The following is a 26,038-nucleotide window of genomic DNA, read 5'->3' as shown; positions in this document are numbered from 1 at the left end:
GATACCGGGATGAAACGATCTTTACTGGCCGTGGCGGCGATGCTGTGCGCACCGCTTCAGGCACAGCACCTGATTTACCCGCTGGACACGCCGGCGATTCACAACAGTGATGACGCGCTGGCATATGTTCAGGCGCGATATCCGCAAACCGAGCGGCTGGCGCTGCGGGGCACCCGTCAGAGCCTGCTGGGAACGCATTATCATTTTGTGCAGCAGCATGCGTCAGGTCAGTTCTGTGAAGGCGCCATCGTGGTGACCACGAACCGTCATGGTCAGCTTCACCGCCTGTTCAATCATCTGGTGGATAACGCCGATGAGTGCGCGCTGAATGTGCCATTGCCACCGCGTCCGCACACATTACTGACACCGCCGCAGGGCGACATTGTTCAGACAGCGATGACGGTGTTTGATCCGGATCCGCGCACCGCGACGGGTCGTGCCATTGAAGCGGATCACTCAGATGTGGATGAGATTGTGATTCCGGCTGAGGCTTACAGCACGGTGTCTGGCGTGGAAGTCACACGAAAAGACGGCCAGTTGTATCTGATGAATGCGCGGGTGATGGCAATCGACATTCAGTCGATGACAGCGCTGGATGTCGGGCCACAGCAAGGTCTGGTGACCGTTGCAGACGGACAGCCGTTTGATTTCACCCGGCAGTCTGCAGCGTTTCGGGATGTGAATGCGTTCTATCACCTGGATCATTCGCTGCAATATCTGGCCAGCCTGGGCTTCACGGGAGAGCGGGCTCTGTTTACGGCGCCGCTGAAAATTGATGCGCAGGGCCAGAACACCAATAACTCGACCTATCTGGATGACGTCAGCATTCTGTCGATGGGCGTAGGGGGCGTGCCGGACAGTGAAGATGCGGATGTGGTACTGCATGAATTCGGCCACGCCATCAATGACATGCTGGTTCCGGACTGGAAAGGCGGAGACACCGGCGCCATTGGTGAAGGTTTCGGCGATTACTGGGCCGGGGCTTACAGCTTCTGGGTCCAGCGCCATCGGAGTGAACGCTTTGAACTGGATGTTTTTGCCAACTGGGATGGTGCAGCTGGCGCTGTGAAATCCCGCCGATCGCTGCATGATGACGATGCCCGCTACAACCGTGACATGGAATACCGGGCCCATATTTCCGTGGCCGGCACACTGGGTGATGAGCTGTGGTCAACGCCACTGTTTCAGACCCTGAAGCAGGCGGAAGCCGTCTATGGCGAGGCGGCTTTTGATGAATTCAACCGGGTGGTGATTGAAGGCATGGCCGGGATGGGCTATGGCATGAAGATGGACGATCTGGCCCGTTCCACAGTGGATGCGGCGCAGCGTCTTTATCCGCAGAAAGACTATGCCAAGTGGCTCACCTCCCGTTTTCTTCACCATGGCATCCTGAATGACACCGTTGTTCTGGCTCAGGCCAATTCTGCGCTGGCAGTGACCGGAAAGCATGTGACGGACTTCTCTGTCGCGCTGGTCAATGACAGTGAGCAGACACTGGCCGCTTTGCGTGCTCAGTTGTCCATGCCTGCGCTGAACTGGCATCAGCAGGTACAGGCAACGCAGGTTGTGCCAGGTGCCGTGACTGAAGCCAGAGAAGCCATTCCGGTTCCTGCTTCGCTGCAGTGCGGTGAAGCCATTCAACTGACTGCGGATATCACGGTGACGCAGGATGCGGCCCAAATATCCCGTCACAGTCAGCAGCAACTGAGCTTTACCTACGGCGTGCCAACATTGTCACAGCCGCTGAAAGTGCTGAATGCAGCCCTGTCGGATGCCCGTCAGATCCATGACGGCGGCAAGATATTACTGGGTGAATCCATGTATGCGCTGACGGTGCCAGCAGGAGCCGGGCTGATATCGGATGATTTTGGTATCCAGCTGTCTGTATCGCATCCGCGTTTCTCTGATCTGCGGGTGGTGGTTCGTACACCGTCTGGCCGGAGCTTTCCGCTGATGACTTATCAGTCATCGCCGCTGACAGAAAAAATCTACACCTTTACCCAAGGGAATACACCGGCAATGTCGACGCTGGTGGGGGAGCCGATGTCAGGAAACTGGGTGCTGGAAGTGACCGACCGGGTGACAGGGCAGCGCGGCACCCTCAAATCCTGGGGGATTGGTGCGGTGACCGGGTATGACTGTGGTCATGCAGAGACCGCCCAACCGAACAAAGACAACACAGTCAAACCAGACAACCAAGGCACATCCGGCGGTGGTTCGCTCGGCGTGCTGAGCCTGCTGTTTGGCCTGGCGATGGCGTTGATGAGACGCCGCCCATTTTAATTCGAAAGAAGTGAGAATCAGATGAAATCAATCCAACTTGCGGTCTTGCCGGTTGCGCTGACCATGGTTCTGAGCGGGTGTAATGGCTCGGGCTCCGGCAGCAGCAATTCAGGTGATCAGCATCAACCGACCTACGACGTCAGCGGTCGTGTGTCCTCGGCATCGGTTGATCTGCCGATGACAGTATGTGCGGATGTCAATCGTGACTGGACATGCAGTACTGATGAACCGTCGGTCAGGGCCACGCAATATCACTTTACGCTCACCAGTACAGACATCCGGGTGAAGACATCCCCGCTACTGGTTCAGGCCACGCCAGTGGTTGCTGCCCGTTCAACAACGCCGACGACATTGAATCTGGCTGCACCGGCTGCCCGTGAAAATGCGCATACGCTGATCAATGGGATCACCACCATGGTCGTCGGGGAAATGATGTCCGGCGCCAGCCTGAATACAGCGATTGCCTCGGTGAAAAATCACCTGACAGCACTCGGGATGACGCCGCCATCGGATTTGCTGGCAGGCAGTGATGATGCCGCGCTGGCTGAACTGGACGGCAAGGTGCTCTCTTTGCTCAGCCAGTTGAGCAGCCGCCATGCTGACTATGGCGTCGCGGTTGCCGGTGCAGCGAAAGGTTTGGGCATTTATGGTGCCGATCTGATGGCAGAGACACTGGATGAAGCGAAGCTGGAGAAAATCCTGTTACTGGGCCGGATGTCGGTCAAACAGCTCAATGACACCGGCATGGTTCAGCATCTGAATCTGTCGACAGGTACATTGACGGATGAGCCAGATGCCGGCGCACCGGGACAGGATGCCAGTTTCGGACTGGATGTGACCGATGGCGGTTTCAAGTTCACCAAACTGGACGCCAAGGGGCAGCCTCTGCCTGAAGACAGTGCGACCTGGCACTGTGTGAAAGATGAGCGCAGTGGCCTTGTCTGGGAAATCAAAGCGGATGATGCGGGTTCATTCCGCGACAAACACCGTCTGTTTGCACTGGAAACCGAGACTATGAAGCCACATGCCGATGAACTTGCACTGGCGTCGTGCAGCTCGGATCAACTGGAAGTCTGCACAACTCAGGCGTACAGCCAGAAACTGAATGAATCAGCACTGTGCGGAAAAACCAACTGGCGTCTGCCGACGATGCATGAGCAGTATGACTTGCTCGATTTCAGTGAAACGGCAACCGACGTAAACAACAACATTTATGGCCTGACAGTGACGTTCTTCAATGATCTGTGGATCGGCAGTGAAGACTTACCTTATGGCTTCTACTGGTCTTCCACTCTGTTGCGAACGGATCCCGGTTATACCTCAGGTAAAGCGATAACCTATCTGACGCAGATGACGGGTGCTGACGGTGGCACAGGATTGGGCGAAATCACGGCCTATCAGGCACTGTGTGTGCCGGGTGAAGAATGTCTGTCGCCAAATGTGATGGCAGTTCGGATGGTTGCGGAATAAGGAATCAAATGATGTTGAAAAAAATTGTTGGCGCATGGTTCTGTGCGTTGCTGTGCTCAGCCAATGCGATGGCTGCATTTCAGTCCTGCTATCAGGATATGTCCGGCAGCGCACCGGATATCCGTTTTCAGGAAAACAAGCATGGGACAGTGACGGATCTGCAGACCAATCTGGTCTGGCGTCGTTGCCTGATGGGCACAGCGTGGGATTCGGCGCAGCAAACCTGTGTGGGTGCGCGGGAAGGTTATAGCTGGAAGAAAGCGCTGTTCCAGATTGATCTGAACGAGAAGAACAAAGTGATAGATGGGGTCTCCGGATGGCGGATGCCCAACATCAAAGAGCTGGTGAGCCTGCGTGAGGTCGCCTGTATTTCACCGGCGGTGAACCTCAAAGCTTTCCCGGGCCTGATCCGGACCGAAGATGAACAATGGGAAGCGACCTCCAATGTCTGGTCTTCCACACCGCATCCCGCAAGTCAGACGATTCTGAGCCTGGGTTTGAATGATGGCATGGTGATGCATTACGGCTATCAGGATTTTGAACTGGGTGTGCTGCTGGTGAGTGACGGCGCACAGTAAACTGGTGGTTGCATCTGAGAAAAACCCCACGGAAACGTGGGGTTTTTTATCTTCAGGGCACAGATCCGGTTCAGGATTTCAGGCTGAATTTTCCGGTCCATTTTTCCAGCTCATGATACAGCCCCTGCAACGAACGGGTACTGTGATGGCTCTGACCGACAACCTCTGACAACTGTCTGCCGCTGTCTTCTATGGTATTGACCCGGTTTGAGATATCGTCGCTGACCTGCGTCTGTTCTGCGGCCGCGGCTGCGATCTGATGGCTCATCTGGGTGATACTTTCCAGCGCCGAGACAATCCGCTGTAAGGCTTCCGAAGCCTCTTGCGACTGTTGCACAGTGGTCTGGCTGGTTGCTGCACAGGTTTCCATGGTCTCAATCGCATTGCGAGAACCGCTTTGCAGACGGCTGATCATCTGCTGGATCTCTTTGGTGCTGTTTTGTGTTCTGCCCGCCAGATTCCGGACTTCATCGGCCACCACGGCAAAGCCGCGACCCTGCTCACCGGCACGGGCTGCTTCAATTGCGGCGTTCAGCGCCAGCAGATTGGTCTGCTCGGCAATATCGCCAATCACTTCCAGCACCCGGGCAATGCTGTTCACTTCGGTATCCAGATGTGCAACCGCCTGACTGGCTGTGCCCAGTTGATCCGCTAATCCCTGAATGTTGCCAACGGTCGATAGAATCAGCGTCTGGGTGACCTGACTTTGCTCGTCGGCGCGTTCGGTGTTCTGGGCCGTATCGCTGGCAGAGGCCGCCACATTATTTGCAGAAGAGGCCATTTCGGTCATTGCCGTCGCAATCATGGCTGTGGACTGCTGCTGGTCATCGGTCAGATTCGCAATCACTTCGGAACGGGAAGAGACGTGATCAATTTCCTGACGCAGTTCCGCCATCGACTGTTTGAGCTGATTCACCAGTTCGGCCAGTGACAGACTCATGGTCTGAACGGCGAAGTAAATACTGCCGGGGGCCGCTCGGGTCTCAAAATGGGTGGTAATCCGGCCATCTGCAACGGCCTGAACGGCGGTCTGAACGTCATGGGGCTCTCCGCCCAGCAGATTCAGAATCCGTTTACTGGCGAAAATCAGGACGGCCAGAATGGCTGTTGTGATAAATATGCACAAGATGAGCTGCCAGCTGGCGGTAGACCAGAAACGCTGATTGACTTCGTTGTAGCCGATCCCGGTGCCCACATACCAGCCCCACAGGGGGAACGACGGGCGATTGAGCGTTTCTCTTCAATGCTGCCGTCCGCTTGTTTTTGGGTCCAGGTGTATTGCGCCAGCTGATTACCGCTGGTCGCAACGGCCTGTTCCAGAATGGAGCCGACACTTTTTCCGTGACCATCTTTGAAGTCGTGGAAGCTGGTGCCGTGCAACTGCGGGTCCAGCGGTGCGGCGATAAAGTTGAGTTGTTCATCCGCGACATAAACATACTCATTGTCTTTGTAAATGTTATTGCGCAACAGCCGGGTCGCCATGGCCTTGGCTTCTGATTCGCTCAGTAAACCTTCTTCGGACATCTTCTCGAATTCCACCAGCGTACTGTAAGTGCTGGTGAAGAGTTGTGTGACTCTGGATTCGTTGTCCTGATTACTGGCGACGCGTAATGTCCATAATCCGGTGATCATGATGACCAGCATTGCGGCCAGAATTATTCCGGAAAGCAAATAAGTTTGTGTCCTGAGTTTCATTCCCTGCTCTCTACATCATGCTTATGAGACCCGTATCATCATTTTGACCCGGGGTTATTTTTCTTTGCAAAAATACTAGATCAGGTTGTGCAACGTGAAGAGAAGAAAAGTGACAAAATATGATCCTGCTTAAGAGGTTAAATTTTCGTCATTTACCAATGAATATTATTGTGAAGCGAGAAAATCAGCGTTTAATGCCATTGGTGGCATATTGGTGTGAGAAAGATGGGCCTGTGTTGGCCCATCCGGGGTTGGCGGGTTAATTGAGTGCCCAGACGGCTGCCTGTCCGGGTTGTTCACCTTTGGTCCACCATTTTGCGGTATAGACCAGGCCTTCAAACAGCACCTTATCACCTGCGACATACGCCTTATTGGCATCCCAAGCGGGCGCTGCTGGCAGCAGCTTGATATCCAGCTGGTAAGTGTAATCCCTGTTTTTCAGGAAGATCTGGTTGCCATAGAGATCCTGAGCGTCAAACACAATACTGCCATCCGCCCCTTGTTTGCCGACCTGCACCTGCTGTGGGTAGGTCTGATTGACGGTGTCCGCTAAAGTCGCCGCCCAGATCGACTGGGACTGGTTGGCGGCTGTGATGGCCAGTTGCTCAGAAACCGCTTCAACACCGTTTTGGTCGAAGATCCGGAACCAGACGGTTTCATCCGGCTGGGCAATGTCTGTCGCTTTCACGAAAGCACCAGCTTGGGTCCACGCATCCGGCTGACCGGTATCCGAGCCTGCAAACCGGATGTCGGTACAGTTGTAAAATCCTTCACCAGCCGGGTCATCACGCTGCCAGCGGGTATAGAGAATCGCATCGCCCGTTCTGTCGGTGGGTAAGGTGATGGTCATCTGATAATACTTGAGGCCGTTAATGGTGGTGGTCGGGATATTACCGACATCTGCGATGAGCTCCAGATCGCCCCAGGTCAGTACCTGCGTGGCACTGTCGAAGCCTGGCTTGGTCAGGTAGAACTTCCAGAAGCTCGGGTTGTGAGGCGTCTCAGCGCGGTATAAAACACTGAGCTGACCTTGATTGGTCGTATCAATGGTTGTTTTCTGCCAGTAAGGGGAGGGGAGGTCCATCCCGGATTTTTTGCTGTCTGCGGCAGAACATAGTTTGCCATCGGGGATGGCCAGCTCAACGGCAGCCTGATTGTTAAAATCCGACACCAGTGTGGCAAACTCCGGCTTCTGCACGAAGGGGTACCAGCCAGATTCAAGGAACGCTGCCCGGCAGGCTGCATTGGGAATCGTCGAGCCATCTGTTGAATCCCAGTAGCCTCCATCCTGTGCACAGATTTCCTGTCTGGCTGGCGGGTATTCCATGTACCCATGTGCCTGTGCTGTTGTTGATAAGGAACTCATGATTGAACCGGCGCCCAGCAACCATATCCCTTTCCGCCACGCGGTATTTTGAAGCAACATTTTCTCTCCTTAAAAAAGCGTTATGTGCATATTTGCATTAGATGGTTTGGACGAGTCGAAGGGAACTGGCAATCAGGAGTATGTTAAGAGAGGAAGTGACTCAAACCCTGTCAGTTTTTCTTACATCAGATACGAAATACTTGGGACTAATCGCAAGTTTTTTAATCAAGGCAAAAAAGAATGGCGTGCTGAGAATTCTTGTGAAATGGGAATTATCTGAATGCGTAGCGAAACGCTGATGGCTGGAGGAGAGGAGGATCCGGTGGGTTTGGCGGCTTGCCGGGACACATAAAGAAAAACCCCGGTCTTTCGACCAGGGTTTCTGAAGTGGCTCCCCCTGCTGGACTTGAACCAGCGACATACGGATTAACAGTCCGCCGTTCTACCGACTGAACTAAGGGGGAATTGTATGGTGCCTCGAGGCGGAATCGAACCACCGACACGAGGATTTTCAATCCTCTGCTCTACCGACTGAGCTATCGAGGCAGAACAAAGATTAAAATCTTCGTTTTGCTTGTTTGGCTCCCCTGCTGGACTTGAACCAGCGACATACGGATTAACAGTCCGCCGTTCTACCGACTGAACTAAGGGGGAATTGTTTTTTATTGTTTTGTCACTTTCTGATGACACCACAATGAAATATGGTGCCTCGAGGCGGAATCGAACCACCGACACGAGGATTTTCAATCCTCTGCTCTACCGACTGAGCTATCGAGGCAGGGTAAAGCAGAATGATGCTTTACGCTGTATAAATGGTGCCGACTACCGGAATCGAACTGGTGACCTACTGATTACAAGTCAGTTGCTCTACCTACTGAGCTAAGTCGGCACACGAATTTGGCTCCCCCTGCTGGACTTGAACCAGCGACATACGGATTAACAGTCCGCCGTTCTACCGACTGAACTAAGGGGGAATTGTTCTTTTTTATGACGTTACCAGAACACCACAAATAAATGATGGTGCCTCGAGGCGGAATCGAACCACCGACACGAGGATTTTCAATCCTCTGCTCTACCGACTGAGCTATCGAGGCAACGGAGCGCTATTAAACGGGTTTTGGCCCTCATCGTCAATACCTTTTTCCAGAAAAAACGACCTTTCGCGATTGCTTGCTCGCTTTTTGTCCGTTATGCGGCGGCGAGCAGCAATATTCGTTTCAAATCCTGCAAAGTCTTTACTTTGGCTCAGATTTTTCCGTTGTTAAACTCTTTCTGGAAGTTGGTCACTTTCTCCAGATAACGTCTGGCCTCCCCTTTGGGATGCTTGTTGGTCAGTGCCCAGTACACCTGATTCGGTTGCAGTCGGTTCAGATCCTGCATGGCGCGCTTGCGATCTTTGTGGAAAGTGTTGAGTACACCGCCAGTGCCACCGTTGTACGCCGAAATCATGCTGTAATGCAGTGAGAGCGGATTGCGGACTTCTTTCAGATATCGATTCTGCAGCAGATAGAAATAGGCTGTGCCGGTATCAATGTTTTTGGCCGGATCAAACAGATATTGCGGTGACGGCTGTCCCGAGCGCTTTTTCACCAGCTTAAACACATCGGCACCTGCTGTTTTCGGGACGACCTGCATCAGACCATAAGCATTGGCCGGGCTCACGGCATAGGGGTTAAAGCTGCTCTCGGTTTTGATGATGGCGTAGATCAGATCTTCTTTGATGCCATAGCGTCGAGAGGCCTCACGCACAATATCCGCATACTTGTAGCTTCGTTTGCTGACATGGTCGGCCACCATGGGAATTTCCACATAGTGGGCATTCTGAAAACGGACTTTTTTGGTTTTCATCTGATGATTGACCAGATATTCCGCATAACGTTTGGCCCGCCAGGACCACTCGATGGATTTGCCATCCTGATCCAGCACCTGTCCGAGCAGGAAAGGGCTGCCGGACAGGGCAAAATCCTGCGCGGAGTACAGATCGACTTCCGCCGGATCGGCAGGGGTCAGCAGGGTTGTGGCAATGGCATCGATCAGGTGTTGCTTGGGATTGGTGGTGGCAACGGTTTCGATGGTGACGAGACCTTTGTCAAAATCGACATGTGCCCGGCTCTGATAGCCATCGGTGTATTTAACGTAATGACGCTTGCTGGCTATCAGGACGTTGTCGTTGCCCCAGCGCTGTTTCACCTGACCACTGAAGGTCTGGATCAGGCGGTCCAGCGCTGCGGTATCTTTGGTGAACTGGCCGGGTAATGGTGCCAGATTCTTGGCAAACCGGTTGGTTGGGGCGTAATCAACTTTATAGACCTTCTCAACCAGTTCACGGCTACAGCCACTGAGCAGTAGTGTCAGGGTGGCAAGGAGGAGTGCTTTCTTCATGTTCTGCATATAAAAAAATGACATCGCTTGCGTTTGGGCAAATGATGTCATTTTCTGTCGGGCCGCGGTATGCTTTTTGCTCACCGGAACCTGAGAACGTGATGTTCATGCACGCGTCTGGCGCACACAGGGATCACTCGCTTGGCGGTGTGTAACCGTCGATGATCACATCCTGACCTTCAAACAGGAACTTCACCATTTCCGTTTCCAGCAGCTTACGGTGCTCCGGATCCATCATGTTCAGCTTTTTCTCATTGATCAGCATGGTTTGCTTGCTTTGCCATTCAGCCCAGGCTTCTTTCGAAATGTTGTCGAAAATACGCTTACCCAGTTCACCCGGGTACAGCTGGAAATCCAGACCATCGGCTTCTTTTTTCAGTCGGGCACAAAATACAGTACGGCTCATGGGATCCTCAATCTTGATTAGAGGGCAGCCTGCATGGCTGCCTGAATCGAATTTCTGGGGCTAGTTTCCTGTTTCTGCCTGCGGGATTCAAGCTTGTTGCGTGCAGGATCTGCCTCAGCCTTGGTTTTCTGGCCCGATGTTCTGTCGTCTACACTGAGGAAAGGTAACGGCTTTATTGGCTGCAGAGCGGCGTTTATCAATGGTGTCGGGATGTCAGGAGGTCCGATTGTCTCACGGTATGGAGAATCAGGAAATGCATGGGTGCACTCGAAAATTCAGTGGATATTGGGCAGGTTTTGCCAGCATCGTGTCTGGCTTATGGTACTTACCGTCTGCCATGGCTTGTTCTTTAGAGCTGATTGATCTTGGGTTTTCAGTGGATCATCGTGGCTCGATCCCAATCGCTGTCGCAACGTACCGCGCGATTGAATCGGGACAGATTGCCCCTTTACCTGAAGAACTGACTGCAAAGCGTGCGTCGCTTGAGCGTGTCCGGCAAAAAGCAATTGCACACACGTATATGATGACGTATCGCTATCAGCGCATGGATGATTCGCGAAACGGTAGGTTGCCAGTGACTGTTCTGCTGACACAGAGCGGCGCCTGGATGCGGTTCAATCCGTCCGATGCGGTTGCCGCTTACCATACCGAGCCTGCACAAGCGGGGGAGGCCGTATTATTGCTTCCCGATATGGTTTACGCCGCGTTGCTCAGCAGGGAAATGAATCTTCAGACAGCGTTATCTCTGGGATTGGTACGCGTGTACGACACAGAGCAAAGAGAACGCTTGATCGCATCGTTCTCAGACTTGTTTGGCAATCCATCCGTGAGCACATCTGTGAGCACGAACGTGAACAATCAGCTATCAGGCTGAAACGGTGGAATCAGCCAAGACTTATCCTTGAATCTCATGGAGAGATGGCACTCAGGTGCCACCTCTCCTATGAGTCTGTTGCCGTATTGCCTCAGACGCGTTTTTCAATAAATTTACGAATGGGCGTCGGCAGGCCCAAATCACTCAGGGCATCCATGGCAAACCACTGCTGGTTGCCGGTCTGATTGCTCAGGCGATCCACCGACCAGACGCTGGCGTTCAGTTTGTAATGGGTGAAGGTATGTTTGAAGGTGCCTTTGAGTTCAACATGGTCTCCGAGCTGTTCGGGTTCCAGATAGATTTGCGGCAGGCACCAGAGCGCGCCCCAGATGCCATTCTCTTCCCGTTTTTCCAGCAGTAGCTGGCCGTCGGATTCGATCCACAGAAACTGGCCGGGACGGGTCGGGACGACTTTTTTCGGTTTTGGTGTTGGCAACGCTGCAACGTGGTCGGTATTGAAGGCAATACATTTGTCCTGAAAGGCGCAGTCATCGCAGACCGGATTTTTCGGTTTACAGACGGTTGCCCCCATGTCGAGCAGCCCCTGCGCAAACGCCCGGTTGTTTTGCTGCGGGGTAAATTGCTCGGCATGGTGCCAGAGCTGTTTGTCGACCTGAGTTGTGCCCGGCACGCCTTCGATGCCAAAGAAACGGCAGAACAGACGTTTGACGTTGCCGTCGACGATCGGACCGTAGGTGTTATAGGCAAATGAAGCAATGGCTCCGGCGGTATAGCGGCCGACCCCCGGAATCTTCAGCAGTTGATCCACCTGTGCCGGAAACTCGCCTGCACATGCATCGGTGACATACAGGGCGGCTTTTCTCAGATTGCGGGCACGGGAGTAATAACCCAGCCCCTGCCAGTGGTTCATCACGTCATCTTCGGTGGCGGCGGCCAGCGCTTCGATGGTCGGGAAGCTTTCCATCCAGCGTTCAAAGTAGGGGATGACCGTGGCGACCTGAGTTTGCTGAAGCATGATTTCGGAAACGAGCACCCGGTAAGGGGTTGGATTTTGCTGCCAGGGCAAATCATGGCGGCCATGGGTTTGTTGCCATTGGATCAGACGATCCTGAAAGGTTTCAGGTGGCAAGGGAAATTGCTTCATAAAATTATCTTCACAGCGCGATTGTTCTGGCAGCGTCTCAGCATGAATCACATCATCTGAATGCCGCAGTGCATTGATATTCTTCGACTTGAGTCAGGTTGTCGCGCGATGGTTCACTCGCGACCCTGTGTCTGTTTTCTTTGAGTTGACCATCCGGCCGACATTGCGGTGACGATTGCACCACATTCCGGGGCAGGCTTCAATGCGAAGACGGCACTTGCACTCCGCCGTGAACTTTGGATAATGCCGGATCCGTTTATACCAAACTGAAGAGAATTCCGGTTGGCCGACAGCCTTCTCTTCAGTTTGGTATCTGAATTACACATTCTACTGTTAGGTAAGGACCCATGAGCCAAGAATCGAGAACGAACGCTGAAGTCACTCTGTCTGAATTCAATGAAGACGGAAAACTGGTTCGTAAAATTCGCAGTTTCGTCCGTCGTGAAGGCCGTTTAACCAAGGGTCAGCAACTGGCTTTGGAAAACAACTGGCCAGCGATGGGCATCGACTTTGAACAGCAACCCCTGAACTGGACTGATGTTTTCGGTCGTGAAGGTCATGTGGTGCTGGAAATCGGTTTTGGCATGGGTGCGTCTCTGGTCGAGATGGCCAGCAATGCGCCGGAGAAAAACTTTGTCGGGATTGAAGTTCACAGTCCGGGCGTGGGTGCCTGCCTGATGGGGGCAGAAGCTGCATCGCTGAAGAATCTGCGGGTGATGTGTCACGATGCGGTGGAAGTGTTTGAGCACATGATTCCGGACGGCAGCCTGGATACCGTGCAGCTGTTCTTCCCGGACCCATGGCACAAAGCACGCCATCATAAGCGCCGTATTGTTCAGCCTGCTTTTGTAGAAATGGTGCGTAAGAAGCTGAAAATCGGCGGTATTTTCCATATGGCAACAGACTGGGAAAACTATGCCGAGCATATGGTTGAAGTGATGAATGCTGCGCCGGGCTATGAGAACACGGCCACTGACGGGGATTACATTCCGCGTCCGGAGGAACGTCCGCTGACCAAATTCGAAGCCCGTGGCCATCGCCTGGGTCACGGTGTATGGGATATGAAGTTCGCCCGTACAGAATAATGTGCTATGGTTCATAGCCATTCGGGGTGAATATCGAATAAGATATTGATCCGTTGAACATGATTTCTCTGAAAAGCCAGCCTCTGCGTTGGCTTTTTTGTCCTCTGGAGACAGTGAATGAAGCCAAGTGAGCAGTTGCTGAATGAGATTCTGGATGAAGTCCGGCCGTTAATTGGGCAGGGTAAAGTCGCCAATTATATTCCGGCACTGGCCGAAGTTCCGGCAAGCCGGCTGGGTATCGCCGTGTGCTATAACGACGGTGAAGTGATTCAGGCCGGTGACAGCGATATCGGGTTTTCGATTCAGTCGATATCCAAAGTTCTGAGCCTGACACTGGCGATGACACTGTACGAAGCGGATGAAATCTGGTCGAGAGTGGGGAAAGAGCCTTCAGGCCATGCATTTAATTCCATGATCCAGCTGGAAATGGAACAGGGGATCCCCCGCAATCCCTTTATCAACGCGGGGGCGCTGGTGGTGTCGGATCTGCTGCACAGCCGCCTTTCTGCGCCGCAGTACCGGATGCTGGAACTGGTGCGGATGCTGGCCTGTAATCCGAATGTGGTTTACGACAAAGATGTCGCTGCCTCTGAAATGCAGCACAGCGATCGCAATGCCGCGATTGCCTATCTGATGCGCTCCTTCGGCAATTTTAAGAATGAAGTGGTGCCTGTGCTGGGGAACTACTTTGGTTATTGCGCCCTGAAAATGAGCTGTGTGGATCTGGCCCGGACCTTCAGCTATCTGGCCAATCAGGGGCAGCCGCTGTGTGCTGCGACGCCGCTGATTTCGCCGACGCAGAGTAAACAGATCAATGCGTTACTGGCAACCTGCGGTTTGTATGACGGTGCAGGTGAGTTTGCTTACCGGGTCGGTATGCCGGGGAAATCCGGAGTCGGTGGTGGGATTATCGCGATTGTACCGGGTGAGATGTCGATTGCCGTCTGGTCGCCGGAGCTCGATGATTCCGGTAACTCTGTGGCCGGGACGGCAGCACTGGAATTGCTGGCTGAACGAATCGGCCGCTCGATTTTCTGAGATCAGCGTAGCTTTTGCTGGCAGCATGCTGCCAGCAAAGGGTTGACTCAGGCTTCTTCGTCTTCGGCGACAAAAGCTGCCAACAGATCATTGAGGAAAAGTTTTCCCTGCTCCGTGATCTGCCAGTGATCGCCCTGATCCATCAGATACTGCTTCTCCAGTGCCCAGGTTATCGGCTGACGGATGCTGTCCAGCGGCAGGCCGGTCCGTTCCACATAATCCTGCTTTGGACAGGCTTCCAGCAAGCGGAAACGGTTCATAAAGAATTCAAATGGCCGCTCGGTGTCGGCAACCTGTGTCTCCTGATCCAGATAAGCTTTCTGCGGATTCAGATAGCCGCGCGGATGCTTCACTTTTACCGTACGGGTGATGGTGCCATCTGCAAAGCTGACTTTGCCGTGCGCGCCACAGCCAATCCCCAGATAGTCACCAAACCGCCAGTAGTTCAGGTTATGCTGACATTGCTTGCCCGGTTTGCTGTAGCCGGAAATTTCGTACTGTTCATAGCCTGCTGCGCTCAGGAGCGCATGGCCCTGCTCGAAGATGTCCCACAAGTCATCATCGTCGGGTAACGTCGGCGGCTTGGAGTAGAACAGGGTATTGGGCTCGATCGTCAGCTGATACCACGACAGATGTGGCGGATCCAGTGCGATGGCCTGTTTCAGATCGCCAATGGCATCCGCCACGCTCTGATCCGGCAGGCCATGCATCAGATCCAGATTAAAACTGTTCAGCCCGGCTTCTTGAGCAAGCCCGGCAGCACGCACCGCTTCCTCACAGCCGTGGATGCGGCCCAGTCGCTTGAGTTTCTCATCCTGAAAGCTTTGCACTCCGATGGAAATCCGGTTGACTCCGGCCTCACGGTAGGCCTGAAAACGCCCGGCTTCAACGGTTCCCGGATTCGCTTCCATGGTGATTTCGATGTGATCGCTGAACGGGATCCGGGCCTGAATGCCAGACAGCAATCGCTTGATCTCCGGTGCCGAAATCAGGCTGGGCGTCCCCCCGCCGATAAAAATAGAATGCAGCGGACGTGGCTGTGATTCCAGGCCAAAGCGTGCCAGATCGATGTCGAGATCATCAAGCAGCGCGTCAATGTAATCCAGTTCCGGGATCGCTTCTTTCAGCGCATGCGAGTTGAAATCACAGTACGGGCACTTTTGTACACACCAGGGGATGTGGACATACAGGCTCAGTGGCGGTGGGGTCAGCATCAGGCTTCCTTCAGCGCGGCAAATAGCTGTTGCAACGCTTTGCCCCGGTGGGACAGTTGTTTCTTACGCGCTGGTGCCAGTTGGGCAGACGCGCAGTTGTCTTCAGGCACCCAGAAAACCGGATCATAGCCAAAACCGTTGTCACCCTGAGCGTCGGTCAGAATTCGTCCTTCCCAGGTGCCATGGCAGATCAGTGGCGTCGGATCGTCAGCATGGCGCATCATCACCAGCACGCAGTGAAAACGTGCGGTCCGCTCGGACGCCGGCACGTCTTTCATCGCTTCCAGGAGTTTGTCGAGATTCTGCTGGTCGCTCGCGCCTTCTCCGGCATAGCGGGCAGAATAAATACCGGGGGCACCTTTCAGTGCGTCGACTTCTAAGCCAGAGTCATCTGCAATTGCAGGCAGGCCGGTTTCTCGGGCGGCATGACGTGCCTTGATAATCGCGTTTTCAATAAAAGTTGTTCCGGTTTCAGCAACATCTGACACGCTGAGATCGCTCTGCGCGATGACATCAAAGCCGAAATCAGCCAGCAGGCTAGCCATTTCTCGGACTTTGCCCTGATTGCCGGTGGCGAGTACAAGTTTGCTCATGGTGACTCCTGAATGTGGGTCTGGGAAAAGCTGGGGCGCTATGATACCCACTGGTACGGCAAAAGCCAAAGACAGAAAAAGAAGGGACCAGCCCTTCTTTCTCTGGGGTGCGGAGAGTGGAAATCATTATTCAGAGAAATAGGTCTGTTCAAACTGGATATTGCCGTTGGTCGACTGACGGGAAACGTCGATATTGAAACGGAATCTTTCCTCGTTGGCATGCGTCAGTTCGGCAATATAGTAAATGGCATCCCCTTCGCGGATCTCACGGAAATTTAAATCCTTCTGGTTCCCGATCAGGTTCCGGGCGGTGCCTTTGACCAGTGCTGCGACTGCAGGTTTTCCCTCTGCACTGGTATCCAGTACGGTGACGTTAATCAGGGCAGAGTAGCGGCTGCGCTGAATCCGGTAGGTTTTGGCGACATCCGGCGTCAGAAACGTTGACGGAAAGGTCGAGTAGTGAACTTCAAGTTCACCGATATTTTTCAACTGTTCGGCACTCACTGGAAATGACATGCTGCACAGTACAATCAAAGCAACCAGTAACTGTTTCATGATGTTGTCCTTATGATTCTGTCGCGGTAAATCTCTTTTCATTTGGCCTTATACTTTTCAGGGATATTACAGCATTGATTCAAGTATAGAGCGGCTTGTTGTGGTACGGCAGTGCGGGGAGAGATTCAGAGCAGAGCACTGATCACTTCGGGGATGATCTGTGGAGCGCAAATCCGAATCTGTTTGTGACGTCCTGTTTCACCTTTTTCAATCGTGACCTGACTTTTTGCAACTTTAAACTGTTTGGCCAGAAATTTGATGAGATGGCTGTTGGCCTTGCCGTCTACAGGGGGCGCCGTGATGGCGATTTTGATTTCATCGCCGTGCGTGCCGACCAGTTGATCTCGGCTGGCTTTCGGTTGAACGTAAAAGCGGATCACCAGATCCGCTTTTTCCTGCGTAACAGCACCCATCGGTTTACAGCTTGAACCAGACTGGACCGATAATATCGCCCATCAGAATATTGGCGAAGTGCAGACCGATAAACAGCACCAGAACACTTAAATCCAAACCACCAATAGCAGGGATCACGCGTCGGATCGGGGCCGTCATCGGTTCAGTCAGCTGATGCATGACATATTCAATCGGGCTTTGTCCCTGGCTGACCCAGCTCATAATGGCTCGGATCAGCAGCACCCAGAAGACCAGGCCACCCGCAGCTTTCAGCAGTGACAGGCCGGAGAGCCAGAACAGATCAGGGCTGAATGCCACACCACCGTTGGTTAGTACCAGTTGCAGCACAATATATTTTGCAATGGTCAGCACATAGGCAAACAGCAGGGTTGCCAGATCCAGCGATCCCAGTGATGGAATGATACGGCGAAGCGGACCCACTATCGGCTGAGTTGCTTTCACCACGAACTGGGAGAAAGGGTTATAAAAATCGGCTCTGGCCCATTGCAGCCACAAACGCAGCAGAACCACCATAATGTATAAGTCGAAGAATGTGCTGACTAGAAAAGCAATAGCATTCATATTGTTACCTTAAAATAATTTTTCCATTTCCTGCGCGCGGCTGACAGCTGCCTGCATGGCTTTGGCTACGATATCACTAAGTTGCGATTCGTTAAATGTGCGGATGGCTTCTGCGGTGGTTCCACCTTTTGAGGTGACTTGCTCCCGCAGGGTCGACAGCTCTGTTTCCGGGTTCGCAATGACCATTCCGGCGGCACCGGCTGCTGCCTGCTGCACCAGCGCCCGGGCTGTGTCTTTATCAAATCCCTGACGCATGGCTTCATTCTGCATGGCTTCCATGAACAGGAAGAAATAAGCCGGTGCGCTGCCCGCCGCAGCAATCACGCCGTTAATGCCGGATTCTTCCGAGACCCAGCAGGTTTCACCGACTGCACGCATCAGGCTGTCGGAAAAGGTACGATCTGCCTCGCTGACCGCATCATTGGCATACATACCGCTCATGCCCTGACCAATCAGGGAGGGGGTGTTAGGCATCACGCGAACCAGGCTGACCTGTGCCGCCAGCATTTCCTGCAAACGCGCTGCAGAGATCCCGGCAGCAATGGAAATAACCAGTTTCCCGCTGAAATCGATACTTTGCAGCGGCTGACAGACACTTGCCATTAACTGGGGTTTCACCGCCAGCACGACGACATCAGCCTGCTGGGCTGCACGGAGATTGTCGCTGTCGGTATGGATTCCGTAATCCCGGGCCAGCGGTTCACGGCGTTCAGCACTGGGTGCCGTCGCTGTGATCTGGCCCGCCGGATAGCCACTGGCAACCAGTCCGGCAATGATGGAGCGTGCCATGTTTCCAGCGCCGATAAATGCGATTGAACGATGTTCCATGAAAAAATCCTTCTAAAATTGAGTCAGCCGCTGCCTTTTCAGGCAGCGTTAGTCGTAATTCCGGGCACCGAAAATTGCGGTGCCGATCCGAACCATGGTGCTGCCCGCAGCAATCGCCGCGTCCATGTCCCCGCTCATGCCCATCGATAGGGTATCGAGCTTGGTGTCCGGTAATTGTTGCTGTAATGCGTCTCTGGCTTGGGCCAGCGCGGTAAAGGCAGCCAACTGGCTTGCATAGTCGTCGGCTTTCTCCGGGATCGACATCAGGCCGCGCAGGGCAAGATTCGGCAAGGTTGCAATTTCGGTCGCCAGCGCGGCCAGTTCGTCAAAATCGACTCCGGACTTCGAGGCTTCTCCGCTGGTATTCACTTGCAGCAGAATCTTCAGCGGTGGCAGGTGCTCCGGACGCTGTTCACTGAGCCGCCGGGCAATTTTGAGGCGATCGACGGAATGAACCCAGTCAAAATGATCGGCAATCAGCCGGGTCTTATTGGACTGAATCGGACCGATAAAATGCCAGATCAGCGATGGCGATTGAGTTGCGAAGTGCTGGATTTTCTCCACGCCTTCCTGCACGTAGTTTTCACCAAAAGCGCGCTGACCGGCAGCGATTGCATCGGCAATGGCGCTGATCGGCTTGGTTTTACTGACGGCCAGCAGTTGCACGGAATCCGTATCACGGCCGCATTTATCACAGGCTGTCCGGATCTCCCGGGTGACCTTTTCAAGATTTTGTCTGATACTACTCATAATTGATTCTTAAGGAAAATATATGGATATCACCGAGCTTCTGGACTTTAGTGTAAAGCATAATGCCTCTGATCTGCACCTCTCGGCTGGCGTCTCTCCGATGATCCGTGTGGACGGTGATGTCCGGGCGCTGAGTATTCCGGCGCTGACCCATGAAGCTGTGCACCGTTTAATTACGGATATTATGGATGACGGACAGCGTCGGGAGTATGAAGAACATCTGGAAGTCGACTTTTCTGTTGCGCTGCCAGACGTGGGACGATTCCGGGTGAATGCATTTCGTCAGTCTCGTGGCTGCGCCGCCGTTTTTCGATCGATTCCGGTGAATATCCCCACGCTGGAATCCCTCAGCGTGCCCGACGTATTTTATCAGATAGCGCAGAGTCAGCGTGGGCTTGTGTTAGTGACGGGGGCGACAGGTTCCGGGAAATCAACCACCATTGCTGCCATGGTGGATCACATCAACAGTACCACCAACCGCCATATTCTGACGATCGAAGATCCGGTGGAATTTGTGCACGAAAGCAAACGCTGCCTGATCAATCAGCGGGAAGTTCACCGCGATACACACAGTTTCCAGAATGCGCTGCGATCGGCACTGCGTGAAGATCCCGATGTGATTATGGTGGGCGAGTTGCGGGATCAGGAAACGATCCGGCTGGCGCTCACAGCGGCAGAAACCGGGCATCTGGTTTTGGCAACTTTGCATACCAGTTCGGCGGCAAAAACCATTGACCGGATCATTGATGTTTTCCCCGGGAACGACAAAGCCATGGTGCGTTCCATGCTGTCTGAATCGCTGCGTGCCGTGATTGCGCAGTCTTTGCTGAAGTGTCCGGGCGGTGGCCGGGTTGCTGCTCATGAAATTATGCTGGCGACACCCGCCATCCGGAATTTGATCCGGGAAGACAAAGTGGCTCAGATGTATTCCATGATCCAGACTGGTGCCGGGATGGGCATGCAAACCATGGAGCAAGCGGTCAACCGGCTGATGGCTCAGGGGCTGGTGGATCCGGATGAAGTGGCGCGTGTGCTGGAACGGAGTTGAGGCCAGTGATCGATTCAGGAATAGAGCATATGACGTTAGACAAGCTGCTGGCGGAGATGGTCGCCCGGCAGGCTTCTGATCTTTATCTGACCGTGGCGGCGTCTGGTCAGCTCAAAGTCAATGGCGAGCTGTATGCCTGCGGGGAAGTTCTGACACCGGCAATGATGACGCAACTGTGTCGGCAGGCGATGACTGACGCGCAGTGGCAGGACTTTGTCACACACAAAGAGGCCAACTTTGCGCTGGTGAAGGACGCGCGCCGGTTTCGGATCAGTGCGTTCTGGCAGCGGGAACAACCCGGCATGGTGATCCGGCGGATTGAACATCAGATCCCGGATGTGGATGCCCTGACATTGCCGGAACCCTTGAAAGATCTGGCCATTGCGAAGCGCGGTTTGCTTTTGGTGGTGGGAGCGACCGGATCCGGAAAATCGACCTCCATGGCAGCCCTGACGGGCTATCGCAATCATCATTCGAGCGGGCATATTCTGACGGTCGAAGATCCGATTGAGTTTCTCCATCAGCACGACCGGTGCATTGTCACTCAGCGTGAAGTCGGGCTGGACACGGCAAGTTATGCTATCGCGCTGAAAAACTCCCTGCGTCAGGCGCCGGATATGATTCTGATTGGGGAGATCCGCAATCAGGAAACCATGGAATACGCGCTGAATTTTGCAGAAACCGGCCACCTGTGTATGGCGACGCTGCATGCCAACAATGCCAATCAGGCACTGGAGCGGATTCTGCATCTAGTCCCGAAAGAACGCCGGGAACAGCTGCTGTTTGATTTATCGCTGAACCTGAAAGGGATTCTGGCGCAGCAATTAATACCTGATGCAAACGGTGCAGGGCGACATGCGGCGTTCGAACTCCTGCTGAACACCCCCAGAGTCTCTGACTTGATTCGCCGTGGTGAATTGCACGCTCTGAAAGCAGTCATGAGCAAAGGCCGTGAACACGGTATGATGACGTTTGATCAGTCTTTATTCGCGCTGGTTCAGACCGGAAAAATCACGGAACTCGACGCTCTGGCACATGCCGACTCGGCCAACGACCTCCGGCTAATGATGAAAATGGACAGGCCGTTTTCCGGCAGTGGTGGATTGGATGGGGTCACGATCCGCTCAGACTGATACAGGCAATGAAAAGTGCTTTGGACCACCCATGATCCGATTGCGGTGGTCGCTGTACAATCTGCTTTTCGTTACGGATGTGTTAAATCTCTGTGATCGGTCCGGTGGTTTTAAAATAACCAACTTGTGCTCAGACTGTTCACCTCTTATATGTATATACAAATATAAGAAGTGTAGAGGGAGCGACAAAGATGGATCAATCACAAGCTGGGGTCGGCGCATCGGATGCGCTGGCGAGATTTCGTCTGCTGATTCTGAGTGCAATCGGGATCTTTTTCTTTTTTATACCCATTACGATCGCCGGTAAATCGACGATCCCGTTGGATCATCTGGTCAGTCAGGTCAAGGTTTGGCTGGGTGATGGCGTGGCCTGGTATGCGTTGGCCATGATCGTGGCCGGTGCCGCTTATCCGTTTATTTCGGGCCAATGGTCTCAGAGCCTGACCGACAAAGTTTTTTCCGTGCTCAAAATACTGGGTGCCGCAGCGGCGGTGATGGCGGTAACGGGGACAGGTCCGGAACTGCTGCACACCAAAGACATGTTGCCGTTTCTGTTTGAGAAGCTGGTGATTTCGGTCGGACTGATTGTTCCGATTGGTGCGGTGTTCCTGTCCTTTCTGGTCAGTTACGGCCTGCTGGAGCTGATTGGAATTCTGGTTCAGCCCGTCATGCGGCCAATCTGGCGGACACCCGGACGCTCGGCCATTGATGCCGTGGCTTCCTTTGTCGGGAGCTATTCACTTGGGCTATTGATCACCAATAGAGTATACAAATCAGGTCAGTATTCTGCGAAAGAAGCCGCGATTATCGCAACCGGCTTTTCGACGGTATCTGCGACTTTCATGATCATTGTGGCCAAGACGCTGGATCTGATGCCGGTCTGGAATCTGTATTTCTGGGGAACGCTGGCGATCACCTTCATCGTCACGGCGATCACCGTACATTTGCCGCCACTGCGCGGGATGGATGAGTCGGTTAGCGATCCTGAGCCGGAAGCGGGCAGTGACGGTCGTTTACACACGGCGTATCAGACGGGCATGGATGTTGCGCGTCAGGCGCCTTCGCTGGGTAGTAATGTCTTGTCGACCATCAAAGACGGGTTGCTGATGACGATTGCGATTCTGCCGTCGATTATGTCGGTGGGCCTGATTGGCCTGCTGGTGGCCAAATATACGCCGGTATTTGAGTGGTTAGGCTATCTGTTTTATCCGTTTACTGCGATCTGGGGCATTGAGGGCGCGAAGGAACTCGCGCAGGCGTCGGCGTCCGGACTGGCTGAAATGTTCCTCCCGGCACTGCTGCTGCGTGACGCTGAGTTCGTGGTCAGAATGGCGGCCGGGGTGATTTGCGTGTCGAGCGTACTGTTTTTCTCGGCTTCCATTCCTTGCATCCTGTCGACGTCCATTCCGCTGAGTATTGGCCGCCTGGTTGTCGTCTGGTTTATCCGGACCGCGCTGAGTCTGCTGTTGGCGGTGCCGTTTGCGATGTTGGTTGCAGGGTAAATCCCGAATTGCAGGTGAAGAAAAAGCCCCGGCATCAATGCGCGGGGCTTGAATCGTCAAAGGCTCTGTACAGCGTTTCAGGCTTTGGGTCACCTATGATCCAAAAGCCTGTAAAGCTGAACTAGCCGTATTGCTGCTCGAACCAGCTTTCTAAAATCACGACAGCAGACTGAGAATCCACATTGCCTTTGCTGAGTGAGCGGTAGCCGCCCCGTGCAAAGAGATCCGAACGGGCTTCTACTGTGCTGAGGCGTTCATCATGCAGTTCCACCTGACAGCCAAAGCGTCCGTGCAGCCGATTGGCAAATTTTCGGGCACGCGGTGTGATGCTTTCCAGTTCTTTTCCGTAAACATCCATTGGCAGACCCACGACCACCAGATCCGGTTGCCATTCTTTCAGCAAGGCCTCGATGGTGTCCCAGTTCGGCACACCATCGTTGGCTTTCAGGGCTGCCAGCGGGCTGGCGGTGCCTGTCAGTTCCTGTCCGATAGCCGCGCCGATGCTTTTGGTGCCATAATCGAAGGCAAGTACAGTGCGTGATGCGCTCATGAATGTCCTACTTCGCTCGATAAATTTGCAGAATGGATGCCCAGCTTGGCCACCGCTTTATCCCAGCGCTCACTGATTGGCGTTTCGAACACCACGACCGGGTCCGCTTCCATGGTCAGCCAGCTGTTTTCCGCCAGTTCCTGCTCCAGTTGTCCGGCTGTCCAGCCGGCATAGCCCAGCGCAACCAGATATTTGCTGGGTTCATCTTTGGTGCCCAGCAGGGGCAGAATGTCTTTGGAGGTCGTCATTTGGATGTCGTCGGTCACATTCAGGCTGGAACTGTAGCTGGCTTTACTGTTGTGCAGGATAAAGCCTCTGTCTCCGGCCACCGGTCCCCCAAGCATCACCGGCTTTTTCAGGCTGTCCGGATGAGCCAGCGGGAGATCGCGCTCGACTTCAATTTGATCCAGCATGCTGCCGACTGAGACATCAATGGGTAAATTGATGACGATTCCCATCGCACCCTCGTCGTTGTGCTCACACACATAGACGACACTTCGTTTGAAGTGCGGATCCTGCAGACTGGGCATGGCCACCAGAAAATGATTGGTGAGGTTCATTATTCAGTCCTTTAATACAAGCGCTCTTGATTACAGTATGAGAAGGATTCGGCTGAATTGGTCTGTCTGTTCCGGCAGAGGTGCCGCCCGCTCAACCTCAATCTCAGGTCTTATGATTTGGACAGCACACTCTCACCCGTGTTCCGGTTCCGATAACGGTTCCGGTAACGGTTCCGATAACGGATTAAGCTTTTTGCAGACGGCGTTCAATGGCGTCCATCAGCTTGCCGGTAATCGAAATATCATACGCCGCTTCAATCTCACGGATACAGGTTGGACTGGTGACGTTGATTTCAGTCAGTTTGTCGCCAATCACATCCAGTCCGACAAAAATTAAGCCTTTTTCTTTCAGCGAGGGGGCCACGGCTTCGGCGATCTTACGGTCCGTCTCGCTCAGCGGTCGAGGTTCACCCCGGCCACCAGCCGCCAGATTGCCGCGGGTTTCCCCTTTGGCCGGAATCCGGGCCAGACAGTAAGGCATTGGCTCCCCGTCGACCACCAGAATGCGCTTGTCGCCGTTGCTGATGTCCGGTACGAAGGTTTGCGCCATACAGTAGTACTGGCCGTGGTTGGTCAGGGTTTCAATGATTACCGACAGGTTCGGATCGCCAGCTTTCACGCGGAAAATAGACGAGCCGCCCATGCCATCCAATGGTTTCAGGATGATGTCGCCGTGTTCCTGCTGAAAAGCACGAATTTTGTCAGCGCGGCGGGTCACAATCGTGGTTGGTGTCAGTTCCGGGAACCAGGCGGTATAGAGTTTTTCATTACAGTCACGCAGGCTCTGCGGCTTGTTGACGATGAGTGTGCCCTGTTCCTCTGCGCGTTCCAGAATATAGGTCGCGTAGATGTATTCAGTATCAAACGGCGGATCTTTACGCATCAGTACGGCGTCCAGCTCGCACAGTTCAATTTCCTGCTCGCCGTGGAAGCTGTACCAGTCGGTCGGATCTTCTTTCAGTTTGACGATACGGGTGCGGGCGATCGCTTTGCCTTGCTCAAGAGACAGATCAGCCATTTCCATGTAGTGGATTTCCCAGCCACGACGTTGTGCTTCAAGCATCATCGCAAAGCTGGAGTCCTTCTTGATGGTAATGGACTGGATGGGATCCATCACAATACCCAATTTGATCATGTCATTTCTCCTTGGTTAGCCAAGATCGCCAAAGCGGACCTGTAGCGCTGTCATTGCCGTCATTGCGGCGGTTTCTGTTCTGAGCACCCGGGGACCGAGTAGGATCTCACAGAAATTGAATGTTTCGGTCATGCTGATTTCCTGCGCCGACAGGCCGCCTTCCGGGCCAATCAGCAAACGGACGCGGGAAACGGGTGCGGGCAGGGTATTAATGGAATATTGGGCTCTTGGGTGCAAATTCAACTTCAGACCGTCAAATTCTTCACCACACCAGTCTTCCAGTTTCATTACCGGGCGGATTTCCGGCACGACATTGCGGCCGCATTGTTCGCAGGCACTGATGGCGATTTTCTGCCATTGGGCCATTTTTTTATCAAAACGTTCCTGAGTCAGCTTTACGCCACAACGTTCAGAGATCAGCGGCGTAATACTGTTCACGCCCAGCTCAACAGACTTCTGAATGGTGAATTCCATCTTTTCGCCACGGGAGATGACCTGACCCAGATGTAAATCCAACGGCGATTCGATACTGCGTTCGTGGCGTGCGGTGATCTCGACGTCGACCCGTTTTTTGCCTGCTTCAGAAATGATTGCCGGAAATTCTGCATTGCTGCCGTCAAACAGCAGGACTTCCTGTCCGGCTTGCATACGCATGACACGGCCGACATGATTGGCGGCATCATCACTTAATGTCACTTTTCCGCTTGCAGGCAGCGGCTCAGGATGGAAAATACGTGGCACTCTCATAATACACTGGTTGACCGTGAAGATAATTCTTGGCGCCAGTATATCAAGCTTGATGGGCATGTAACGAATAATGCGTTTTCAGTCGGGACATTGAGTGTTGTTGAATTACGTGACAGCCGGATCAAAAAGCATCTGCCACAGTACGTCTCGTGGTGTAGAGTTGGGC

24 protein-coding genes, 7 tRNA genes and 1 pseudogene are annotated in these 26,038 nt (G+C 53.6%); 9 read left to right on the top strand and 23 right to left on the bottom strand.

Going from position 1 to position 26,038, the window contains the following annotated elements:
- Window positions 1–9 precede the first annotated feature (9 nt).
- From KDD30_RS13295 to KDD30_RS13285, 3 genes are read left to right on the top strand one after another with little or no spacing between them, the layout of a single operon-like run.
- Entirely contained in the window at window positions 10–2,283 is a 2,274-nt protein-coding gene (locus KDD30_RS13295; protein ID WP_211646277.1) for a proprotein convertase P-domain-containing protein, read from the top strand.
- A gap of 21 nt (window positions 2,284–2,304) precedes the next feature.
- Window positions 2,305–3,753: a DUF1566 domain-containing protein gene (locus tag KDD30_RS13290; protein WP_211646276.1), complete on the top strand. Its 1,449-nt coding sequence runs from the start codon at window positions 2,305–2,307 to the stop codon at window positions 3,751–3,753.
- Window positions 3,754–3,761: 8 nt separating this feature from the next.
- Entirely contained in the window at window positions 3,762–4,331 is a 570-nt protein-coding gene (locus tag KDD30_RS13285) for a DUF1566 domain-containing protein (RefSeq protein WP_211646275.1), read from the top strand.
- A gap of 70 nt (window positions 4,332–4,401) precedes the next feature.
- Here KDD30_RS13285 and KDD30_RS13280 read toward each other — a convergent pair.
- The 11 genes and pseudogenes from KDD30_RS13280 to KDD30_RS13230 form a co-directional block, all read right to left on the bottom strand.
- Window positions 4,402–6,026 (bottom strand): annotated as a pseudogene (locus tag KDD30_RS13280) (methyl-accepting chemotaxis protein).
- A gap of 259 nt (window positions 6,027–6,285) precedes the next feature.
- A complete protein-coding gene (locus tag KDD30_RS13275) occupies window positions 6,286–7,452 on the bottom strand; it encodes a lytic polysaccharide monooxygenase (protein WP_249199142.1) in 1,167 nt (388 codons plus the stop codon).
- A gap of 328 nt (window positions 7,453–7,780) precedes the next feature.
- Window positions 7,781–7,856: transfer RNA gene (locus tag KDD30_RS13270), tRNA-Asn, on the bottom strand.
- Window positions 7,857–7,862: 6 nt separating this feature from the next.
- Window positions 7,863–7,938, bottom strand: a tRNA-Phe gene (locus KDD30_RS13265).
- A 33-nt stretch (window positions 7,939–7,971) separates the two neighbouring features.
- A tRNA-Asn gene (locus KDD30_RS13260) sits at window positions 7,972–8,046 on the bottom strand.
- A 48-nt stretch (window positions 8,047–8,094) separates the two neighbouring features.
- A tRNA-Phe gene (locus KDD30_RS13255) sits at window positions 8,095–8,170 on the bottom strand.
- 35 nt (window positions 8,171–8,205) lie between these two features.
- Window positions 8,206–8,281: transfer RNA gene (locus KDD30_RS13250), tRNA-Thr, on the bottom strand.
- Window positions 8,282–8,290: 9 nt separating this feature from the next.
- Window positions 8,291–8,366, bottom strand: a tRNA-Asn gene (locus tag KDD30_RS13245).
- A gap of 44 nt (window positions 8,367–8,410) precedes the next feature.
- Window positions 8,411–8,486 (bottom strand) — tRNA-Phe (locus KDD30_RS13240).
- A 151-nt stretch (window positions 8,487–8,637) separates the two neighbouring features.
- Window positions 8,638–9,774: a membrane-bound lytic murein transglycosylase MltC gene (mltC, locus tag KDD30_RS13235; protein ID WP_211646274.1), complete on the bottom strand. Its 1,137-nt coding sequence runs from the start codon at window positions 9,772–9,774 to the stop codon at window positions 8,638–8,640.
- A 133-nt stretch (window positions 9,775–9,907) separates the two neighbouring features.
- Window positions 9,908–10,180 (bottom strand): oxidative damage protection protein, encoded by a 273-nt coding sequence (locus tag KDD30_RS13230; RefSeq protein WP_046220520.1) that lies wholly within the window; start codon window positions 10,178–10,180, stop codon window positions 9,908–9,910.
- A 226-nt stretch (window positions 10,181–10,406) separates the two neighbouring features.
- Here KDD30_RS13230 and KDD30_RS13225 point away from each other — a divergent pair, with 226 nt between their 5' ends.
- Window positions 10,407–11,054, top strand: coding sequence for a hypothetical protein (locus KDD30_RS13225; protein WP_211646273.1), 648 nt, complete (start codon window positions 10,407–10,409; stop codon window positions 11,052–11,054).
- 91 nt (window positions 11,055–11,145) lie between these two features.
- On the opposite strand, the gene mutY is transcribed toward KDD30_RS13225, so the two are convergent.
- A complete protein-coding gene (gene mutY / locus KDD30_RS13220; protein ID WP_211646272.1) occupies window positions 11,146–12,159 on the bottom strand; it encodes an A/G-specific adenine glycosylase in 1,014 nt (337 codons plus the stop codon).
- Window positions 12,160–12,506: 347 nt separating this feature from the next.
- On the opposite strand from mutY, the gene trmB reads away from it, so the two are divergent.
- Entirely contained in the window at window positions 12,507–13,244 is a 738-nt protein-coding gene (trmB, locus tag KDD30_RS13215) for a tRNA (guanosine(46)-N7)-methyltransferase TrmB (RefSeq protein WP_211646271.1), read from the top strand.
- 117 nt (window positions 13,245–13,361) lie between these two features.
- A complete protein-coding gene (glsB, locus tag KDD30_RS13210; protein ID WP_211646270.1) occupies window positions 13,362–14,282 on the top strand; it encodes a glutaminase B in 921 nt (306 codons plus the stop codon).
- A gap of 47 nt (window positions 14,283–14,329) precedes the next feature.
- Here glsB and hemW read toward each other — a convergent pair whose 3' ends face one another.
- The 7 genes from hemW to KDD30_RS13175 form a co-directional block, all read right to left on the bottom strand.
- Window positions 14,330–15,496 (bottom strand): radical SAM family heme chaperone HemW, encoded by a 1,167-nt coding sequence (hemW, locus tag KDD30_RS13205; RefSeq protein WP_211646269.1) that lies wholly within the window; start codon window positions 15,494–15,496, stop codon window positions 14,330–14,332.
- Window positions 15,496–16,089: an XTP/dITP diphosphatase gene (locus KDD30_RS13200; protein WP_211646268.1), complete on the bottom strand. Its 594-nt coding sequence runs from the start codon at window positions 16,087–16,089 to the stop codon at window positions 15,496–15,498. The genes hemW and KDD30_RS13200 overlap by 1 nt, the downstream gene beginning before the upstream one ends.
- 126 nt (window positions 16,090–16,215) lie before the next feature.
- Window positions 16,216–16,644, bottom strand: a complete 429-nt coding sequence (locus KDD30_RS13195; protein ID WP_211646267.1) for a DUF4426 domain-containing protein — start codon at window positions 16,642–16,644, stop codon at window positions 16,216–16,218.
- Window positions 16,645–16,769: 125 nt separating this feature from the next.
- Window positions 16,770–17,057 (bottom strand): DUF167 family protein YggU, encoded by a 288-nt coding sequence (gene yggU / locus KDD30_RS13190; protein ID WP_211646266.1) that lies wholly within the window; start codon window positions 17,055–17,057, stop codon window positions 16,770–16,772.
- 4 nt (window positions 17,058–17,061) lie between these two features.
- Window positions 17,062–17,619: a YggT family protein gene (locus KDD30_RS13185; RefSeq protein WP_211646265.1), complete on the bottom strand. Its 558-nt coding sequence runs from the start codon at window positions 17,617–17,619 to the stop codon at window positions 17,062–17,064.
- Window positions 17,620–17,628: 9 nt separating this feature from the next.
- Window positions 17,629–18,447 carry a pyrroline-5-carboxylate reductase gene (gene proC / locus KDD30_RS13180; RefSeq protein WP_211646264.1) on the bottom strand — a complete coding sequence of 273 codons (819 nt, stop codon included), beginning with the start codon at window positions 18,445–18,447 and terminating at the stop codon, window positions 17,629–17,631.
- 48 nt (window positions 18,448–18,495) lie between these two features.
- Entirely contained in the window at window positions 18,496–19,197 is a 702-nt protein-coding gene (locus KDD30_RS13175; protein ID WP_211646263.1) for a YggS family pyridoxal phosphate-dependent enzyme, read from the bottom strand.
- 22 nt (window positions 19,198–19,219) lie between these two features.
- Here KDD30_RS13175 and KDD30_RS13170 point away from each other — a divergent pair, with 22 nt between their 5' ends.
- From KDD30_RS13170 to KDD30_RS13160, 3 genes are all read left to right on the top strand, one after another.
- On the top strand, window positions 19,220–20,245 hold the full coding sequence (locus KDD30_RS13170; RefSeq protein ID WP_211646262.1) for a type IV pilus twitching motility protein PilT: 1,026 nt from the start codon (window positions 19,220–19,222) through the stop codon (window positions 20,243–20,245).
- 29 nt (window positions 20,246–20,274) lie between these two features.
- Window positions 20,275–21,378, top strand: a complete 1,104-nt coding sequence (locus tag KDD30_RS13165; protein WP_211646261.1) for a PilT/PilU family type 4a pilus ATPase — start codon at window positions 20,275–20,277, stop codon at window positions 21,376–21,378.
- Between the two features lie 191 nt (window positions 21,379–21,569).
- The gene (locus tag KDD30_RS13160) at window positions 21,570–22,880 is read left to right on the top strand and encodes a YjiH family protein (RefSeq protein ID WP_211646260.1); all 1,311 of its coding nucleotides are present in this window, start codon (window positions 21,570–21,572) and stop codon (window positions 22,878–22,880) included.
- A gap of 121 nt (window positions 22,881–23,001) precedes the next feature.
- Here KDD30_RS13160 and ruvX read toward each other — a convergent pair whose 3' ends face one another.
- The 4 genes from ruvX to rsmE all read right to left on the bottom strand — a co-directional run bounded on the left by ruvX (window position 23,002) and on the right by rsmE (window position 25,872).
- Complete coding sequence (gene ruvX / locus KDD30_RS13155) at window positions 23,002–23,430, bottom strand: Holliday junction resolvase RuvX (RefSeq protein ID WP_211646259.1); 429 nt, start codon at window positions 23,428–23,430, stop codon at window positions 23,002–23,004.
- The gene (locus KDD30_RS13150) at window positions 23,427–23,990 is read right to left on the bottom strand and encodes a YqgE/AlgH family protein (RefSeq protein WP_211646258.1); all 564 of its coding nucleotides are present in this window, start codon (window positions 23,988–23,990) and stop codon (window positions 23,427–23,429) included. The genes ruvX and KDD30_RS13150 overlap by 4 nt, the downstream gene beginning before the upstream one ends.
- Window positions 23,991–24,174: 184 nt before the next feature.
- A complete protein-coding gene (gene gshB, locus KDD30_RS13145) occupies window positions 24,175–25,125 on the bottom strand; it encodes a glutathione synthase (protein ID WP_211646257.1) in 951 nt (316 codons plus the stop codon).
- Window positions 25,126–25,140: 15 nt separating this feature from the next.
- Complete coding sequence (gene rsmE / locus KDD30_RS13140) at window positions 25,141–25,872, bottom strand: 16S rRNA (uracil(1498)-N(3))-methyltransferase (RefSeq protein ID WP_211646256.1); 732 nt, start codon at window positions 25,870–25,872, stop codon at window positions 25,141–25,143.
- Window positions 25,873–26,038: the final 166 nt, after the last annotated feature.

Origin of the sequence: Photobacterium sp. GJ3, from assembly GCF_018199995.1 — a bacterium.
Taxonomy (GTDB): Bacteria; Pseudomonadota; Gammaproteobacteria; order Enterobacterales; family Vibrionaceae; genus Photobacterium.
The sequence above is the reverse complement of the archived record's forward strand: the minus strand, read 5'-3'. Positions and strand labels throughout refer to the sequence as shown.